This window comes from Mycolicibacterium wolinskyi str. Jessa 2025 (assembly GCF_049241375.1).
GTDB lineage: Bacteria > Actinomycetota > Actinomycetes > Mycobacteriales > Mycobacteriaceae > Mycobacterium > Mycobacterium wolinskyi.
Genome location: NZ_CP185960.1, coordinates 5,647,018 through 5,664,181 on the forward strand (window position 1 = coordinate 5,647,018; position 17,164 = coordinate 5,664,181).

Below are 17,164 nucleotides of genomic sequence, written 5' to 3' on the forward strand. Positions count from 1 at the left end.
CGCTCACGAAGGTTGGGGTGTACGCCGTGACGACTGCACCACGGCGCCCACACGTTCCACCAGGATTGCCATCTCGTAGCCGATCTGGCCGATGTCGCACGAGCGGCTGGCCAGCGTCGCGAGGTTCGAGCCGTCACCCACCCGCATCAAGAGCAGATAGCCGTTCTCCATCTCGACCACGGACTGCATCACGTAGCCGCCGTCGAACAGTTGGGCGGCACCGGTGGCCAGGCTGGCAAGGCCTGATGCCACCGCGGCGAGCTGATCGGCGCGCTCGATCGGCATGTGCTCGCTGGCCGCCATCAGCAGGCCGTCGGCCGACACCAGTACCGCGTGGGACACCCCGGAAACCTCGCTTGCGAACTTGGACACCAGCCAGTCCAGGGAATCGCGCTGCGTCGGACGGGTCATTCGTTATCGGTTCCTCTGGTCTCTCGGGCATGCAACCGGCCGGCGTGCACCCCGCTGAAATGGTTGCTCATGCTCGCACGGACAGCCTCGGGGTCGCGTGGCTGAAACACCGCGAAAATGCCGCTGTCAGGTTCGTCCGCCGATGCTACCGCCTCGGCACCGTTGTCGTTTCGGTGAGCACCACCGTTGCGGTGACGGCCGTTCGGCTCATCTGGCACACCGGTAACTGCGGCCACGCCACCGGGCGCCAAACGCGCACCCGGTGTACGCATCGGCAGCCCCTCTTCGGTGTGCTGCTCGACGGGTGCGTCCTGGGCCGCGGCGGCGACCGACCAGCCCTTCTCCCACACCGTCTTCCAGTCCAGATCCGAGCTGCGCACGTGAGTGGCCGGATCGATCGCGAACTCCGACAGCATCGATTGGTAGATCGCGTCGCCGTCGCCCGAGGTCGACGCGGGTTCTTCGGCGGGCTGCTCGGGTTCGTACGTCTCGGCCAGCTCGGCCGGCGGATGCACGCCGTTGGTGGCCGCAGTGCGTGAGGCGAAGAACGACGCGGTGTTGGTGGGCACCGCGTTGGGAGGTGCCGGGCGATCGGCTTCGTTCGGGTCGGCGGGCCATTGCTGCGGCCATTCGCCGGCCGGTTCCTCCGCGGCCTCGGGCGTATCCGCTGCCGCCGCGGGTTCGGCGGGCGCGAGGCTGCCAGGCATCTCCGAGATTCCGCTGGCTCCCGGGCTGCGTTGCGGCAGGAGGCCGAACGGGACGTCGGCGGCGTGACCGTTGAGGTGGTGTTCGGACTGCTCGGCCGTGCCGCCCGGCTCGGCGTCGAGTGAGAGGGCCGCCGCGATCCCGGCATGCGCGTCCACCGGGGTGCCGTAGGGCATCTCGGCCGGAGCCCCGCCTGTCACGCCGTCACGCACCAGCAGCTCGGCGGGCACGTACACGCCTGCGGTGGTGCCCGAGCTCGGCTCCTCGGCGATCGTGCTGCGCAGGCGCACCACCAGACCGTGCTGGGTCGCCAGGCGGCCGACCACGAACAGGCCCATGTGCCGCGCGGTGTACGGGTTCACCTCGCCACCGGACTGCAGACGGATGTTGGCGACCCGCAGATCGGAATCGGTCATACCGAGGCCGACGTCGCTGACCTCGATGACGAGCGCGCCGTTGCCCGCGAACACTGCCGACACCCGGACCTGCGAGATCGGCGGCGAATAGCGCAGCGCGTTGTCGAGCAGTTCGGCGAGCAGGTGGATGAGGTCGCCGGCCACCGACCCGACGAGCTCGGCGTCGACGACGGTCGCGGTCACGACGCGCGTGTAGTCCTCGACCTCCGAGGCCGCGGCATTGATGATGGTGTCGATCGCCACCGGCTCGGTATGTTCGCGCGCCACCTTGGAGCCCGACAGCACCAGCAGGTTCGCGCCGTTTCGTCGCATCCGCGCAGCCAGATGGTCCAGCCGGAACAGACTCTCCAGGCGGTCGGGATCGTCCTCGTTGCGTTCCAGTTGGTCGATGAGGTTCAGCTGCTGATCGACCAGGGACCGGCTGCGCCGTGACAGCGTCTCGAACATGTCCGAGACCTGCAGCTGCAGCTGAGCCTGCTCACCGGCGAGGAACACGGCCTGCTCGTGCAGCTCGTCGACGGCATGGGCGACCTGGCCGACCTCCTCGGTGGTGTGCACCGGCAGCGGCGTGATGGGCGTGGGCTCCCCGCCCGCGCGCACGCGTTCGATCTCCTTAGCCAGGTCCTCGTGCGCGACCTTGAGCGCACTGTCACGCAGGGTGCGCAACGGCCGCACGAGCGAGCGCGCGACCAGCAACACGATCACCAATGCGCTGATGACGGCCGCGGCAACCAGAACCGCGTCGCGGATCGCGTCGTTGCGCGCGTCGGCCGCCTCGGCTTCCACGGCCGCCGGGATGGCCGTCGTCGTGTCGGCGATGATCTGCTCGGCGATCGCGTTGGTCGTCTGCAGCGACGCCAGCAGCTCCTGATTCCCGACGAGCGGAATCCCCGGATTCGACATCATGGCCATGCGCTTGACCATCTCGGCGCGCAGCGTCGCAGCCTCTTCGGAGGCACCGCCCAGCAACTTCGTCAAGGCGGCGACCGTCGACGGCTCCGTGCCTGCCATCGTGATCATCGAGGTGCGCAGGACCGGCTCGGGTTCATCGGCGCCGCGGTTGACCATCATCTGCTGGATCGCCATCTGACCGCGGGCGCCGATCGCCCGGGCCAACGCCTCGACCTGCGCTTGCACCTGCTGGTCGTCGCTGTGGGCCGACCCGGTCACCGCGGCCTCCGCGGTGAGCAGCAGCGGCGCGTAACTGATGATGCGCTGACGCAGGTCGATGGAGTTCGACATCACGGCGTCGACAAGTTCCTGGCCCTTGCCGAGAAGGTTGTCGACCGCTTGGTTGACGTCCTCGACGACCTCGGTCGAGTCCACCCGTTGCTGAAGATCAGATTTGCGCGCGCTGAACGTGGCCAATGCGTCCTGGCCGTCGCCGCCCTCGGTCGCCGCGACGAGTGTGTCTTCCAACGCGGCCATGTAGTTACTGATGTCGGGGATCAATTCGGCGCGATCGGCGGCGAGCCGAAGGTCGGAAGCCTCGGTCGCACTGGAGTAGATCCGCAATCCACCGAACGTGGCGGCCAGAATGAGCGGCACCAAAACGATCGCGATAACTTTGCGTCGAACCGGCCAATTCGCCGGTGACCAGCGGGCGGGGCGCTTGGCCGGCGCAGCTGGTGTCGGGGTGAATTCGACGAGCGTGCCATCTGCCTGTTTCAGCTGGGTGAAGGCGGTCATCGGCGCCCAACCGTGCTATCGGCGGCGCGGCCGCATTTCAGTCCTGGGGCGTGATTCATAAGGCTTCCTGCTGTTTCCGCCCACGCTCGGGCGGGCGTCAAACGCCTGGCAATTGCACGAGTATGACAGCCAGCCGCGAGCGTTTCCACAATTCTTACTGAACAGACAGAGTTCGTGACCGAGCTGTAGCGCAGTTGTGTGGTAATCGAGCAAACATTGACGTGATCGCTGTTGTATATAGGCATTCACCGCGGGCGGGTTCGCTTCCCTTCACTCACAACGACAATCGGCAGGCACGCTGATCTCCGTGTCCGCCCGACGTGGTTGACCGGATCGGCGATGCCGCGAATGGCGAATGCCTGCCGATGCGCCGCTGGCCGTAATCTGCCGATCACGCGGATGAACCAGGAGGGCGCTTGTTCAGGCTGATGTTCTACTCACCCCGGATCGCGCCGAACACCGGCAATGCGATCCGCATGGTGGCGGCCACGGGCTGCGAACTGCACCTCGTGCAGCCGCTCGGCTTCGACCTGTCCGAGCCGAAACTGCGCCGGGCCGGCCTCGACTATCACGATCTCGCGTCGGTGACCGTACATGACGATCTACCCGCGGCCTGGCGGGTGCTGATGCCGGCGCGGGTGTACGCCTTCACCGCACATGCGGCGGCGTCGTTCGCCGACATCGCCTACGAGCCGGGCGATGTGTTGATGTTCGGACCCGAACCCACCGGGCTCGACGACGAGACGCTGGCCGATCCGCACATCACCGCGCGCGTGCGGATCCCGATGCTGGCGGGCAGGCGGTCGTTGAACCTGTCCAACGCCGCCGCCGTCGCCGCGTACGAAGCATGGCGCCAGCACGGCTTCACCGGCGCCGTGTAAGCGTCAGCTCACCAGGTGTCCCAGTGCGCGAACTGCTCGGCGGGCAGCCGCTTCGCCTTCTTGAAGTCGGTGCCCTTGGTGTAGGCGATGGGGAACAACCCCGCCTGCGCGTACTGGTCGAACGGAATGCCGAGCACCTCGGCGGCCTGCTTCTCGCCGTCGCCGAGCAGATGCAGCGTCGTCCACGCCGAACCGAGGCCGCGTGACCGCAACGCGAGCATGAAGCTCCACACCGCGGGCAGCAGCGAACCCCAATACGAAGCACTCATGCCGGCGGGTGCACCGTCCGGGCGGCCTTCCAGACACGGCACCAGCAGCACCGGCGCCTTCTCGAAGTTCTCGTTGAGATACTTGGCCGAACTCGTGACCGCATCGATCTGCTCGTCGCGGATGTCGCCCCGCTCGGGCTTGGGCAGGTCGAGATAAGGGTTGGCGTTGGTCCGGTAGATGTCGGCCAATGCCTTCTTCTTTGCGGGGTCCTCGACGAAAACCCATTGCCAGCCTTGCGCATTCGATCCGGTCGGCGCCTGTAGGGCCAGGTCGAGACACTCCATGAGCACCTCGCGCGACACCGGCTTTTCGAAGTCGAGTCGTTTGCGCACCGATCGGGTGGTGGTGAGAAGTTCGTCAACGGTCAAGTCGAGGGTCATGTCGCGAGACTACATTCGCGACATGAGTACCGAGCTGACACCGGAAGTGTCCCAACGCCTGACATCCGACCACTACGGCTGGCTGACGACGGTCGCCAGATCCGAACAGCCGGTTCCCCGGCTCGTGTGGTTCTACTTCGACGGCACCGACATCGTCGTGTACACGATGCCGGGAGCGGCCAAGGTTAGGCACATCACCGCGCAACCACGCGTGAGTCTCAACCTCGACTCCGACGGGAACGGCGCCGGGATCATCGCGATCGGCGGCACCGCGTCCGTCGACGCCACCGACAGCGATCCACGCGGAGACGAGGCGTACTGGGCCAAGTACTCCGCCGACGCCGAGAAGTTCGGCCTGACCGAGGCGATGGCGGCTTACAACACACGCCTACGGATCAGCATCGACAAGGTGTGGACGACACCGACAGAAGCCTGAGCGCGGATCTGTTTGCTGCCCGGCCCGAAACCCGCTGCGGCGCAGGGTTTGCCGCTCAGCTCGCGTTCTCGGCGAGAAGTGCGTCATCCCAGTCGTTGACGTGGTTGTCCTCGTGCTGCCCGAACTCGACCACGGGAGCCACCTCGTCGGGGCCGTGGTCGGAACCGGGCAACCCGCCCAGGGCGGCGATGGTGTCGCGGATCTTCGCTGCCTCATCGTCGGTCGGCGTGGCACCGGCCTCGAGTTCGTCCAGCAGGCCGTCCCGCAGGCCGGCGCCGTTGGCAACTTCCTGAGCCGACAGCTTGGCGTGGATGCGCGTGACGTAGATCTGCTGCCCGAGAGACGAGCCAGGCGCCGCGGCGGCGTGCGCCATGAGTGCGTCGTAGCGTTGCCGAACTCCGCTGAGCGCCACGATGACCGCCGGCGAAGGGCGATTGCTGCTCGCTGCTTCCGTCAGCGCCGCACGCAACTTGCGCATGCCCGAGAGCACGACGTCGGCGCGCTTGTGGAACTTCTTGTCCTCCGGGAACGGCAGTGCGTCGATCGCGGCCGAGTACATGTGCATCGCCGCCTCGGAGAGACTGACGATGACTGACGAATCACCTTCCAGCGAGGCGTTCTGTCCCATGGGCCCTCAATTCTCCAGGCAGTCAAATGCATTGACGTCTCAGGCGAGGACGCGGTCGAAGTAGCGCCGCTCACACCGAGCACGGGATGACATTAGCGGGTCCGGCGCGTCTCGTCATCGGTAGGGGCGAGGTGACCCCTGGTGCCGATCGACACGGGTGGCCATAATCTGAACGCTGCACGGTGGGAGGCTCGGTCGATGGGAGGTCACATGACCGGCGTTACTGAATCGACAAGGGCCGCCGGACCTTCGGAGCTCGACGACGTGAGTGACCGAACGGAACCGATACCGATGGTGACACCCGGCCGCGAACACCCGAGCAAGCGCCGTCCGGCCGACGGCCTGCCCGGTATCGGGTGGTTGGTCTGCGGCGTCGCCGGCAGCGCCGCCATCGCGTGGTTCATTTTTCTGGGCCCTGGCGAACTCGGCAGCAAGTCGGAATGGTTCTTCGGCGCCGTCGTCTTCGTCGTCGTCATGGTGACGATGTGGCAGACCCTCAACATCGCCCGCCTAGCCCGGCAGGACGCCGCCGACGCGGCCGAACGTCTGCGCCGCGAGCTCGCGGCTGCCGACGAACGATCCGCACTCGAACTCGCCCTGACCCAGAAATGGCACCGGGCCGAGATAGAATCTCAGCAGAAGCTGCACCGCGCCGAGTTGGCCGCGCAGCAGGAACTGGCCCGCGTCGAACGCGGCCATCTGCTGGAGCAGCTGCAGAAGCAGGCGATGATCGAGGTGTCGCGCAGCATCGGTGCCCACACGCGCATGTTGGCCACGCTGTGGAGCGAGGGCGCGCGATGCCTGCACCTCGACGACCGCGATGAACGGGAGAAGGCGATGAACGTGATCTTCGAGCAGATCAGTCACGTCGTCACCGATGTCTCGGTCGAGCTCGACAACGCTCACCTGCTCAGCCAGGACGACCGGCTGCATCTCGCACTGGATCGGGTCAACGAGGCCGTCCTCATGGCGATCCAGGTCGCCGAGGACGTTCACGCCAGTGTGGTCGACGGCCGCAAGCCGAAGTCGAATCCGATTCCCGCCGTTCAGCGTCTGCTGCACGAGCGGGCCACGGAAGCCCGCCGCCTCGCGTGGTCGTTGCTGCGGACCGGGCTGGAGGACAGCAACTTTCGCGCTGAGGATCCAAGCGCGACCCCTTGATCCTGGTGCCGTGGTTGTTCGGCACGCACCCATTCGGCATCTCCACCACTTCGGCTGCCGCATTCCATCACCGAGAGTGATAACAGTCAGCAGGTTTCGATGTTGGACGCCGACAAGTGTTCTCCCGCATTGTTGTTCACGTGCGCGGGACTACACGTGATCCGTCGCATTTATCTGGGAGGTACTTGTGACAGGACTATCGAAAACGGTCACCATCGGAAGTCTTACGGCCATCGGTCTGGCGGTGGTAGGCGTGGGTGTGTGGCTTGCGATCGATGCACCAGATTCCCAGGCGTCGTCCGACCCGGTCACGCTGGTGCTGGACGTGAAGAACGATCACGTGGCGAAGCATGATTTCGGTAAGCCCGGTATGGATGTCGGCGACATGGACATCTTTTCGGACATTCTCTCGGTGGACGGTAAACAGGTCGGATACGACGGCGGGGCCTGCTTCTTCACCAATGTCACACCCGACAAGCCGATGACTTACTGCGAACTGACCATCAACCTCGATGACGGACAGATCTTCGCTCGGAGCCTGACTCCTCATACTCTCGCGCCGTTCACCATGGCCATCACCGGTGGGACCGGCGAGTACGCCGATGCGAGAGGTGAACTCACCGTCTCCGGTGTCGCGACTCCCGACGAGAAGTACGAGCTGAGATTGACGAAATGACACTGCGACAGCGTATTTCCCGCACGCATCCGTCTTCGCAGACCTTGGAGCCCGCGGATAAATGATGGGTACGACGTTTTCCCGCCGGAACTTCCTCATCGGCGGCGGGCTCGCGGCGGCGGCGTTGACGGTCGGGCGGCCGTACGCGCGGGCGGACAGCGTGGCCGGTCTCCGTTCAGCTGTGCGTGGCCGTGTCCTGCTGGACGGCGACGCCGGCTTCGACGCCGCCCGGACACCATGGAATCTGACGGTCGATCAGTCGGTGCGGGCCGTGGTCGACGTGGCCGACGCCGACGATGCCGCCGCGTTGGTGCGCTTCGCGCGGGATGCGGGCGTGCCCATCGCCGTGCAACCCAGCGGCCACGGTGCCTCCAACTCCCTGGACGGCACGATCCTCGTCCGGACCGCAGCCCTCGACGAGATCCACGTGGATACCGCGAACAGAATCGCCCTTGTGGGGCCCGGTGTCTCGTGGGGCAAGGTTCAGGCGCTTGCCGGCCCGGCCGGTCTGACCGGAGTCGCGGGCAGCTCACCCGTCGTGGGCGTCACCGGCTACACGCTCGGCGGCGGTCTGAGCTGGTTCAGCCGCAAATACGGCTGGGCAGCCGAGAGCGTCACCGCCTTCGAGGTCATCACCGCCGACGGCAACCGCTCGACCGTCACCGACCACGCCGACCCCGACCTGTTCTGGGCTCTGTGTGGCGGCGGCGGCGACTACGCGTTCGTGACATCGGTCGAATTCGCCCTCAAACCAGCACCATCGCTTTACGGGGGCACCATGATCTGGCCCGCGAGCCAGGCCGCCGCGGTGATCTCGGCGTTTCGTGACATCACCGCGTCGGCGCCCGATGAGCTCACCGCATGGTGCAGTCTCACCCGCTTCCCCGGCGCGCCCGCCCTCGTCCGCATCGACACGACCTACCTCGGTCCGGCCGATGCAGGTGCCGCCCTGCTCCACCCACTCGATCGCATCGGTGGAGTCCTGTCGGACACCCGGCGCGTGTTGGCCGTCACCGATATCGGCACCATCGTCGAAGAACCCACAGAACCCGCCCCGTCGCGGCAACAGGGCGTCCTCGTCACCGAATTGCCCGACCGCTTTCTCGACACGCTGCTCACCGGTTCGATCGAACCACTGATGACCGTTCAGATCCGCCACCTGGGCGGCGCCTTGCAACGCCCCTGCGCCATTCCCGCCGGGACTGTCGATGCGCCGTACATAGTCAATTTCATTGGCGCCCAGATGAACCCACAGATGGGTGCGGCCCTGACAACTCGCACCAACGCCTACCTCGACACGCTGGCAGGAGTGAATACGGGTAAAGTCCCGTTCAACTTCCTCACCCCCGAACAGGGCGCCGCCGACGCCTTCGACGAAGCGACACTCGCCCGACTGCGAGACGTCAAACGAGTCCGCGATCCTCGTGGGGTGTTTCGCAGCAACCACCCGGTACTAGGATGAAACACCCAGAACCGCAGGCGATGTCACGTCTCACGGTAAGCGATGCTGACAATCTCGAGGGTCGCCGCACCTCGGATTGCCGGTCAGGATAGCGCATTTGGTGCATCCGGCACCGCCGCGTTCTGGTGGGCCATCTGACAGAACACCGCACTGGCAGCCGACGCAATCCTCGACGAACGTAGACAGCTGTCGATGCCGGCGCGCGCCGGATCAGGTTTTTGGGAGGTTCACGTGAAGGATCTGGCATTTCGCTCCGCGAGTCAGCTCGCAGCTGCCGTTGCGGCCAAAGAGGTGTCCAGCGTCGAGCTACTCGACCTCTACCTGGATCGAGTGGAACGTGTTGACCCTCAGGTGAACTCGATCATCGCAAAGGATGAGGAGCGCGCACGAGCGGCGGCGCGGGATGCCGATCGCAAGGTCGCCCGCGGTGAACCCCTAGGGCGCCTGCACGGTGTTCCCGTGACCGTCAAGGACAGTATCGAAGTCGCCGGGATGCGAACGACCGGCGGCTCCGAACGGTGGGGAAACCATACTTCGACCGTCGACGCGGAGGCCGTCGCGAGGCTGAGGCACGCGGGCGCGATCATTTTCGGGAAGTCGAATCTTCCTGCCGATGCCCGAGACTGGCAGACCTACAACAAGATATACGGGACAACGAACAACCCCTGGGACCTGACGCGCGGACCCGGTGGTTCGTCGGGCGGTTCGGCGGCGGCACTCGCGGCAGGGTTGACCGGCCTGGAGCTCGGCGGTGACACCGCGGGCTCGATCAGGGTGCCTGCCCATTTTTGTGGCGTCTACGGTCTGCGCCCGTCGTACGGGATCGTGCCCAGGCACGGGAGCGTCTCGGGACATCGTCCCGGCTCGCTGGCAGAGTTCGACATGGCGGTGCTCGGCCCCCTCGGCAGGCACGCTGACGATCTGGACCTGGGCCTCGACGTCCTCGCCGGACCTGACCGCGACGACATGCCCGCATGGCGACTGGATCTGCCGCCCGCGAGGGCACACAACCTGCATGAGTTCCGCGTCGCGGCATGGCTCGATGACCCGTTCTGCCCGGTTGACTCTGAGCTCGTCGCGGCAATGGAGACAACGCTGGCAGCGGTGAGGTCCGAAGGCGCCGTGGTGGTCGAACGCGGAGGGCCGGTCGGGCTTGAGGAGACGATGGCGCTCTACCGGCCGTTGCTGATGGCACAAAGCGGGCTGATCGAGCCAGATCCGGCATACCGCAGGCTCGTAGGTCTGGCAGCCGAAGACGCAGCCGGGTTCGCCGCGGAGCTGACGGTCCGTTTCCGCGATTGGCATGCGCTCGATGAACGTCGCCAACTGTCACGCCGTCGCTGGGCCGAGTTCTTCTGCGACATCGACGTTCTCATCTGTCCGGTGAGCCCGACGGCGGCATTTCCTCACGATCACCGTCCCGACCCGGCCTGGACAGTGCGGACACTACGAATAAACGGCGAGGACCGGCCGTACCGAGAGATGCTCACCTGGGTGTCCCCCGCATCGCTCAACCATCTGCCGGCCGCGGTGGCACCGATCGGAGTCACTCGCGCCGGGCTGCCGGTCGGCATCCAGGTGATCGCGCCTTATCTGCACGACCGCACCGCGGTCCGGTTTGTGCAGTGCCTGGCGGAGGTCATCGGCGGGTTTCGGCGTCCTCCCGGATTCTGAGGGGCTCGCAGACGACGATGCGTGTTCGGATACCCTGCGGTACATCATGATTGGACGAGCCCCCCACCCGGTGGCTTACGGTGCGGCCAAGGGCAACCTGGTGGCTTGGTGGGATGCTCGCCTTAGCGGACTCGCGAGGACCGACCAATTTCTGCGCTCGGTAGGTGGGGGTAGGAGCTGCGCGGATGGACCGCTCTGTATGCGGTCACCGCGGTATCGATGAATCTCAGGTCGTGCGCCGTCGGCCGATCTGCGAAACGGCCGTCGCGAGTTGCCCTTCGATACCGTCGATCAGCGCGGTGAGACCGAACTCGAATTCCACGTCCGGGCCGGCGGCTTCCAGCCGCGCGAGCAATCCCGGGAGCCCCTCAGCACTCTCGTCGATGTCCCCCGGCTTCTCACTCTCGGCTTGCTGCTCGAGGACCGCACCGACGGCATAGCGGCTTATCGCGATGAGCGAATACGCCGCAGCCTCGGCCGAGAAGCCCGCCTCGGTGAGAAACTGGATCTGCCGCTCCGGATGCTCCACTGCGCCGGTACTCGGCCGCGTGCCGGCATGCAGTCGTGCGCCGTCTCGCACGCTCAGCAGCGCGCGACGAAAGCTACGCGCATTGCTGAACAGAAACTCGCGCCAACTCTCGCCGGCCATCGGCAGCGGCCGGGTGTGATAGCGGTCGATCATCTCCTGGGCGAGGGCCTCAAGCAGTGCCTTCTTGGTCGGGAAATGCCAGTACAGCGCGGGCTGTTTGACTTCAAGCACGGCAGCGAGCCGATGCGTGCTCAGGCCGTCGAGACCAGCCTCGTCGATCAACGCGAACGCCGCATCGATGATCCGTCGCCGATCCAGGCGCACGGCGCCCTCCCATCAAGTCTCAATATCGCTTTGACAGCTTATCACCGATCAATTTATCGTCGATAAAGTGACTCCCCGGTTTGTTCGCGACTCCACGCTGACCGTCGTGATGGTTGTTGCGACGTTGGACGCGATAGGCCTTGGACTGGTGATGCCAGTTCTGCCGGCATTACTGCGCCTGCACGTTGCGCCGTCGGCGGTGGCGGTCCAAATCGGTGTACTGGTCGCGATATACGCCGCGATGCAGCTGGTGTTCGCACCCATACTCGGCTGGTTGTCCGATCGGTTCGGACGTCGACCGGTCCTGCTGGCTTCCCTGGCAGGGGCCTGCATCGACTACCTCGCCATGGCCACAATTCCCACGCTGTGGATGCTCTACGTCGGGCGGGCGATCGCAGGTTTGACTGCGGCAACAACTGCTGTCGTCGGTTCGGTGGTGGCCGACATCTCAGAAGGTGACCAGCGGGCGGGCCGCTACGGCCTGATGGGTGCATGCTACGGCGGCGGCATGATCGCCGGGCCGGCGATCGGTGGCGTCCTCGGTTCGGTGTCGCCGCATCTACCCTTTCTCATGGCTGCGGCGCTCAGCTCGTTCGGCCTGATCGTCGCCGTATTCGCACTCCGCGAAACTCGAACCACGGACGCACATTTGGCGATCCCGGCCGGCACCCCGGCACCTGGATGGCGGATGCCGCGGTCACCCGGCGGAGCGGTCCTGCCTTCGCTGTTGTTCGTGTATTTCATCATGCAGTTCGTCGGCCAGGCTCCAGCGACGATGTGGGCGGTGTTCACCGAGCATCGATTCGACTGGACGCCCACTCACGTCGGGCTTTCACTGACCGCGTTCGGCGCCATTCACGCGCTTGCTCAGGCATCGCTGTCCGGCCCGCTGTCGACTCGCCTCGGTAGCAATCATGCCGTCGTGGTGGGTATTTCACTCGACGCCATCGGCCTGCTCGCCCTGTCGGCTGCAGGGCTGGGTTGGATGATCCTGCCAATCTCTCTGCTGTTGGCGCTCGGTGGTGTCGGCATGCCGGCGTTGCAAACACTGTTGACGAACCAGGTCGATGATCGACATCAGGGACGACTCCAGGGGGCCATGGCCAGCTTGACCAGCTTGACCGGAATCGTCGGTCCGCTGTTGTTCGCTTCCCTCTACGCGGCAACCGCACAGAGGTGGGACGGATGGGTGTGGATAGGCGCGTCCGCGGCCTACTTGCTGTGCATCCCGGCGCTGCGAATCGCCTTTACACGGCGGCCACTCACGACAAGTCGTTGATATGTCAGCATATTTCGTCCACGCCCGTCAGCCGCGTTCGGATGACATCGGTGATCCGTATCTGCCGGCAGACATTGAGCCCGAAGCCGACCCAGCTGGCTCCACGTCATGCGGCCGAAGCGTGTCAAGGGCGCAGAAGTGACCGGCCAACGTTCCGTGGCCACCGTCGCCCTTACCGGGTTGGCACCGGCGATCTGGGGAACGACCTATCTTGTCACCACCGAGTTTCTGCCACCCGATCGGCCGCTGCTGGCGGCTACGGTGCGGGCCCTGCCCGCGGGGATTGTTCTGCTTGCGATCGGCCGAACCCTCCCCCGCGGCATTTGGTGGTGGCGGGCAATGGTTCTCGGCGTTCTCAACATTGGCGCATTCTTCTACTTGCTGTTCCTTGCGGCGTACCACCTGCCAGGCGGGATGGCCGCGCTGGTGATGTCGACGCAACCGATGTTCGTGTTGATGCTCGGCGCAGTTGTACTCAAGGACAGGATCCGACCGGTGCACATCGCCACGTGCGTGCTCGGAATCGTGGGCGTGGCACTTCTCGTGCTCGGTCCGAGCGCCGCCCTGGACACCATCGGTGTATTGGCCGGCGTTATCGGGGCCATGTGTATGGCCGTCGGCATCGTGCTGACCAAGCGTTGGGGCCGGCCGTCCGATGTCACGCTGTTGTCGTTCACCGGCTGGCAGCTCGTTTTCGGCGGGATCGTGCTGCTGCCAATCACGTTGATGAACGAAACCCTTCCCGAACTGAGCTGGGGTAATACGGTCGCATTCCTCTACCTGAGTGTCATTGGCGCTGTCGTCGCCTACGCGTTGTGGTTTCGCGGAATATCCCGCTTGCCCGCCTTCGTGGTCTCGCTGCTGTCCTTGATTTCTCCACTGTGTGCAACGGTGCTGGGTTACGTGTTCCTGGGCGAATCGCTGCAGCCACTTCAGTTGATGGGCGCGGCGGTCCTCATCGCAGCGATCGTCCTTGCCCAGTTGTGACCGCCGCTGCCACTACACCGCGCCGAGCACGATGGCGCCCAGATTTGTGAACTCGGCGCTCACCTGCTGGCCGGGCCGGATGAACACCGCGTCGGTCAGCCCGCCGGTCAGCACGGTCCAACCGGCTCGCAACACGACGCCCCGCCGGCCCAGCGCGTTGGCAGCCAGTGCGAGGGCCTCAGCTGGATGGCCCTGCACGGCTGCACCGGCCGCGGTGTACACCACCTCCCCGTCGACCTGCAGCACACAGGCCTCCAACGCCAGATCGATATCGGCGGGGCGGCACTTGCGACCGCCGATCACGAAGCGGGCGGAGGATGCGTTGTCGGCGACGACGTCGGGCAACGTGAACTTGAAGTCGGTGAATCTGCTGTCGATCACTTCAAGGCCGGCGTAAACCGCGTCGACGGATTCCATGGCCTGGGCCGCAGTCACACCCGGACCGGTCAGATCCCTGCCGAGCACGAAGACGATCTCGGGCTCGACGCGAGGGTGGATCAACTCAGCGGTCGGTACGGGCACGCCGAGCGGCAAGCTCATCGCGTCGGTCAGCCATGCCGTCAACGGCGAATCCACGCCCATGCGTAGTTGTTTGGCCCGTGACGTGAGACCGAGTTTCACGCCGACGATGTGTTGCCCGGCCGCCACCTTGCGGGCCATCAACTCGGCCTGCACGTCGTAGGCGGTGTCCAGATCCAGTCCCGGCCAGTCGCCCGTGATGGGTCCTCGGTCCGCCCGGGTCTTCTCGGCATCGAGCAGGACCTCGGCGGCTGTCTGCACATTCCACTCCGGTTCCGTACTCATGCCACCGTCCCTTCCATACAAGCGGCGGCGCCGATCGCTACGGTGATCACTGCCGCGCCTCCCCCACCTGGGCGAAACATGCCGTCACCGAACCGATTCCCGTGAAGCACGCGGTGACGGTCGTGCCCGCCGTAACGGGCACGGCAGCGGTGAGCGAACCCGGGAGGACCACCGAGCCGGCCTCCAACGTCACACCGAGAGCGCCGAGAGTGTTCGCAAGCCACACCAGTGCGTTGACCGGCGAGCCGAGCACGGCTGCCCCGGCCCCGGTATACGCGACCTCACCGTTGGTCGACAGCACGCAACCCGTCAGCCGCAAGTCGCGACCGCGCAGGGCAACCGGCGTCGAACCGAGTACCACTCCGCCCGATGACGCGTTGTCGGCGATCGTGTCCGGCAGGGTGATTCGCCAGTCGCGGATCCGCGAATCGATGATCTCCAGCGCCGGCATCACGTACCCCACTGCCCGCAGCGCGTCCACGGTCGTGACACCGGGCCCGCTCAGATCGCGGTCGAGGACGAACGCGATCTCCGGTCCGGCCTTGGGACTGATGAAACTACGGGTGTCGATCGGCACCGATTCGAGATGAAACATGTCCGCGAACAGGTGGCCGTAGTCCGGTTGGTCGACGCCGAGCTGTCGCTGCATCGCTGACGAAGTCAGCCCGACCTTGTGTCCCTTGATCACCCTGCCCATCGCGGTCCAGGTCGAGACCTGCTGCAACTGCAGTTCGTACGCCTTCTCGACGGTGAACTCAGGGTCATGCTCTGACAGCGGGTCGATGGGCACCCGAGAGTCGTACGCGGCCAGGAGCGCGTTGACGGTATGTGAACGGTCTTCAGGCATCTGCCTGCTGGATCTCCTCGGTTGGTCCCGCATTTCACTGCGGGATCGATGTATGACGGGGCGTCGTCGATGTGCCGTTGCGCCTCAGCTGCTGATCGCCGCCAGGCCGCTCGCGGGGTGCGTCGCCGAGCTGCGCATGCACACTTCGCGTCCCACGGTCCGCAGCTGAAAGCCCACCCGTTCGTCGGGGTCCTCGCCGTAGGCGATGCGAGTCGTAGACGAGTTGATCGCGGCACCGAGCGGAGTGGGCCAGCCGCGCAGTGCATGCACGATGCTGCGCAGGGTCTGCAGTGTCGTGACCGCCGCCTGCCAGCCATAGGCGGTTGTGACGCAACCGACCGACCGGCCCGACAGATATGGATTGCCATCCTCGCGCAGGTCCTCGATGTAGTCGAGGGCGTTCTTGACCAGGCCCGAGACCGATCCGTGGTATCCGGGCGACGCGATGATGACGCCGTCCGCGCGACGCAGTGACTCGACCAATCGCAGCGCCTCGTCGACGTTTTCGGACTCGGGGTCGTACATCGGAAGCCGGGCAAGGTCAGCACCACCGAAGAGCTCGGTGTCCGCGCCTGCTGCCCGTGCCTCATCCAGCGCTATGCGAAGCGCCGACTCAGTCGATGAGCCCGGCCGCAGTGTTCCGCCGAGGCCCACGATGTACGGACGTGTTGCGGTTCCCATCGCGATGTTCACACCATCCTCATCAATCCGTCGTGCCCCCAGGCGAAACCTGGCTTGAGCGTGTAGTTCTCGGGTGTCCAACTCTGCGGGTCGACGGTGCGGGAGCCCCAGCCGTACTCGAAGTGCCAGCCGGACGGATTGCGGAAGTAGAACGAGAACACCCGATCGTTGTGATGACGCCCGGTCGATGTGCTCGTGATCCCACGATCCGCACATACGTCGTAGCTGTGCCCGACATCGTCCATAGTGACCGTCTCGAACATCACGTGCTGGATGCGGCGCGGCGCCCCGGGGATGTTCATGAACGCCAACGAGTGATGGCGCGAATTGCAGTGCAGGAACACCGCGAACGGCTCGGAGCTCGGCAGGTGGGCGAAGTCGGTTACGCCGAAACCCAATATTTTGCAATAGAAGTCAGCGGCACCGTAGAGATCGGGGGTATAGAGAACGACGTGTCCCATGCCCAGGTCTCCGGTGTTGAACCCGGCCAGGTCCCTCGTCGGGCGAAACGGCGGCCGGAACACCATTTCGTGTCCCAGCACCAGTTCCATCCGGACATCCGAGTACGGGCAGGTGAAGTGGACGAAGTCCATCACGCGACGGTCGGCGGCCTCATCCGGCTTTCCCGACGTAACGGCGACCCCGGCGTCCTCCAGACGTGCCGCGGCAGATTCGAGCGCCTCCCTCGACGCCACGTCCCAGCCGACGTAGGCAACGTCCTCCTCGTGGCCGGCCCGCACCCCGATGCGGTGGTGCCGATCGTCGGCACGCACGTACAGCAGCTTGTCGTCGCTGTCGCGGGAGATCTCCATCCCGAGCACGCCGGTCGCGTACTCCTGCCATGACGCGACGTCGCTGGACGTCCCGACGACATAACTCAACTGGGTAACTGCGGCCATGGTTGATCCTTCTCGGCGGTAGCTG

17 protein-coding genes are annotated in these 17,164 nt (G+C 65.5%); 8 read left to right on the forward strand and 9 right to left on the reverse strand.

All coding sequences use genetic code 11. From position 1 onward, the window contains the following. Positions 1-3: 3 nt before the first annotated feature. Positions 4-411, reverse strand: a complete 408-nt coding sequence (locus tag ACOI2T_RS27940; protein WP_067842908.1) for a roadblock/LC7 domain-containing protein — start codon at positions 409-411, stop codon at positions 4-6. Beyond that, entirely contained in the window at positions 408-3,221 is a 2,814-nt protein-coding gene (locus ACOI2T_RS27945) for an ATP-binding protein (protein WP_409504632.1), read from the reverse strand. The genes ACOI2T_RS27940 and ACOI2T_RS27945 overlap by 4 nt, the downstream gene beginning before the upstream one ends. A 416-nt stretch (positions 3,222-3,637) precedes the next feature. On the opposite strand from ACOI2T_RS27945, the gene ACOI2T_RS27950 reads away from it, so the two are divergent. Next, a complete protein-coding gene (locus ACOI2T_RS27950) occupies positions 3,638-4,102 on the forward strand; it encodes a tRNA (cytidine(34)-2'-O)-methyltransferase (RefSeq protein ID WP_067842905.1) in 465 nt (154 codons plus the stop codon). An 8-nt stretch (positions 4,103-4,110) separates the two neighbouring features. Here ACOI2T_RS27950 and ACOI2T_RS27955 read toward each other — a convergent pair whose 3' ends face one another. Further along, positions 4,111-4,752: a nitroreductase family protein gene (locus tag ACOI2T_RS27955; protein ID WP_067842902.1), complete on the reverse strand. Its 642-nt coding sequence runs from the start codon at positions 4,750-4,752 to the stop codon at positions 4,111-4,113. Positions 4,753-4,774: 22 nt separating this feature from the next. Here ACOI2T_RS27955 and ACOI2T_RS27960 point away from each other — a divergent pair, with 22 nt between their 5' ends. Beyond that, complete coding sequence (locus ACOI2T_RS27960; protein WP_409504633.1) at positions 4,775-5,188, forward strand: TIGR03667 family PPOX class F420-dependent oxidoreductase; 414 nt, start codon at positions 4,775-4,777, stop codon at positions 5,186-5,188. Positions 5,189-5,243: 55 nt separating this feature from the next. Here ACOI2T_RS27960 and ACOI2T_RS27965 read toward each other — a convergent pair whose 3' ends face one another. Further along, complete coding sequence (locus ACOI2T_RS27965; RefSeq protein WP_067842899.1) at positions 5,244-5,816, reverse strand: forkhead-associated protein; 573 nt, start codon at positions 5,814-5,816, stop codon at positions 5,244-5,246. A 264-nt stretch (positions 5,817-6,080) separates the two neighbouring features. Here ACOI2T_RS27965 and ACOI2T_RS27970 point away from each other — a divergent pair, with 264 nt between their 5' ends. The 4 genes from ACOI2T_RS27970 (at position 6,081) to ACOI2T_RS27985 (ending at position 10,789) form a co-directional block, all read left to right on the forward strand. Then, positions 6,081-6,977, forward strand: coding sequence for a hypothetical protein (locus ACOI2T_RS27970; protein WP_409504634.1), 897 nt, complete (start codon positions 6,081-6,083; stop codon positions 6,975-6,977). A gap of 253 nt (positions 6,978-7,230) precedes the next feature. Then, positions 7,231-7,653, forward strand: a complete 423-nt coding sequence (locus ACOI2T_RS27975) for an allene oxide cyclase barrel-like domain-containing protein (RefSeq protein WP_421874852.1) — start codon at positions 7,231-7,233, stop codon at positions 7,651-7,653. Positions 7,654-7,714: 61 nt separating this feature from the next. Then, the gene (locus ACOI2T_RS27980; RefSeq protein WP_421874854.1) at positions 7,715-9,115 is read left to right on the forward strand and encodes an FAD-binding oxidoreductase; all 1,401 of its coding nucleotides are present in this window, start codon (positions 7,715-7,717) and stop codon (positions 9,113-9,115) included. 231 nt (positions 9,116-9,346) lie between these two features. Beyond that, positions 9,347-10,789 carry an amidase gene (locus ACOI2T_RS27985; protein WP_409504637.1) on the forward strand — a complete coding sequence of 481 codons (1,443 nt, stop codon included), beginning with the start codon at positions 9,347-9,349 and terminating at the stop codon, positions 10,787-10,789. Between the two features lie 226 nt (positions 10,790-11,015). Here the strand turns inward: ACOI2T_RS27985 and ACOI2T_RS27990 are convergent, their stop codons facing one another. After that, positions 11,016-11,642: a TetR/AcrR family transcriptional regulator C-terminal domain-containing protein gene (locus ACOI2T_RS27990; protein WP_409504638.1), complete on the reverse strand. Its 627-nt coding sequence runs from the start codon at positions 11,640-11,642 to the stop codon at positions 11,016-11,018. A 109-nt stretch (positions 11,643-11,751) separates the two neighbouring features. Between ACOI2T_RS27990 and tet the strand changes: the two genes are divergently transcribed. Both tet and ACOI2T_RS28000 read left to right on the forward strand, forming a co-directional pair. Further along, positions 11,752-12,921 (forward strand): Tet(A)/Tet(B)/Tet(C) family tetracycline efflux MFS transporter, encoded by a 1,170-nt coding sequence (gene tet, locus ACOI2T_RS27995; RefSeq protein WP_409504680.1) that lies wholly within the window; start codon positions 11,752-11,754, stop codon positions 12,919-12,921. A 156-nt stretch (positions 12,922-13,077) separates the two neighbouring features. Further along, complete coding sequence (locus ACOI2T_RS28000) at positions 13,078-13,908, forward strand: EamA family transporter (protein ID WP_409504639.1); 831 nt, start codon at positions 13,078-13,080, stop codon at positions 13,906-13,908. A gap of 12 nt (positions 13,909-13,920) precedes the next feature. Here ACOI2T_RS28000 and ACOI2T_RS28005 read toward each other — a convergent pair whose 3' ends face one another. From ACOI2T_RS28005 to ACOI2T_RS28020, 4 genes are all read right to left on the reverse strand, one after another. Next, a complete protein-coding gene (locus ACOI2T_RS28005) occupies positions 13,921-14,712 on the reverse strand; it encodes a 2-keto-4-pentenoate hydratase (RefSeq protein ID WP_409504640.1) in 792 nt (263 codons plus the stop codon). A 46-nt stretch (positions 14,713-14,758) separates the two neighbouring features. Next, positions 14,759-15,559 carry a 2-keto-4-pentenoate hydratase gene (locus ACOI2T_RS28010; protein WP_409504641.1) on the reverse strand — a complete coding sequence of 267 codons (801 nt, stop codon included), beginning with the start codon at positions 15,557-15,559 and terminating at the stop codon, positions 14,759-14,761. Positions 15,560-15,643: 84 nt separating this feature from the next. After that, positions 15,644-16,240 (reverse strand): NADPH-dependent FMN reductase, encoded by a 597-nt coding sequence (locus ACOI2T_RS28015; RefSeq protein ID WP_409504642.1) that lies wholly within the window; start codon positions 16,238-16,240, stop codon positions 15,644-15,646. An 8-nt stretch (positions 16,241-16,248) separates the two neighbouring features. Continuing rightward, positions 16,249-17,139 carry a VOC family protein gene (locus ACOI2T_RS28020; protein WP_067842879.1) on the reverse strand — a complete coding sequence of 297 codons (891 nt, stop codon included), beginning with the start codon at positions 17,137-17,139 and terminating at the stop codon, positions 16,249-16,251. Positions 17,140-17,164 lie beyond the last annotated feature (25 nt).

Coding starts and splice junctions, on each gene's coding strand:
- ACOI2T_RS28020 (WP_067842879.1), bottom strand. CDS start 17,139: ATGGCCGCAGTTACCCAGTTGAGTTATGTCGTCGGGACGTCCAGCGAC.
- ACOI2T_RS28015 (WP_409504642.1), bottom strand. CDS start 16,240: ATGGGAACCGCAACACGTCCGTACATCGTGGGCCTCGGCGGAACACTG.
- ACOI2T_RS27980 (WP_421874854.1), top strand. CDS start 7,715: ATGATGGGTACGACGTTTTCCCGCCGGAACTTCCTCATCGGCGGCGGG.
- ACOI2T_RS27940 (WP_067842908.1), bottom strand. CDS start 411: ATGACCCGTCCGACGCAGCGCGATTCCCTGGACTGGCTGGTGTCCAAG.
- ACOI2T_RS28005 (WP_409504640.1), bottom strand. CDS start 14,712: ATGAGTACGGAACCGGAGTGGAATGTGCAGACAGCCGCCGAGGTCCTG.
- tet (WP_409504680.1), top strand. CDS start 11,752: ATGGTTGTTGCGACGTTGGACGCGATAGGCCTTGGACTGGTGATGCCA.
- ACOI2T_RS27955 (WP_067842902.1), bottom strand. CDS start 4,752: ATGACCCTCGACTTGACCGTTGACGAACTTCTCACCACCACCCGATCG.
- ACOI2T_RS27965 (WP_067842899.1), bottom strand. CDS start 5,816: ATGGGACAGAACGCCTCGCTGGAAGGTGATTCGTCAGTCATCGTCAGT.
- ACOI2T_RS28010 (WP_409504641.1), bottom strand. CDS start 15,559: ATGCCTGAAGACCGTTCACATACCGTCAACGCGCTCCTGGCCGCGTAC.
- ACOI2T_RS27960 (WP_409504633.1), top strand. CDS start 4,775: ATGAGTACCGAGCTGACACCGGAAGTGTCCCAACGCCTGACATCCGAC.
- ACOI2T_RS27945 (WP_409504632.1), bottom strand. CDS start 3,221: ATGACCGCCTTCACCCAGCTGAAACAGGCAGATGGCACGCTCGTCGAA.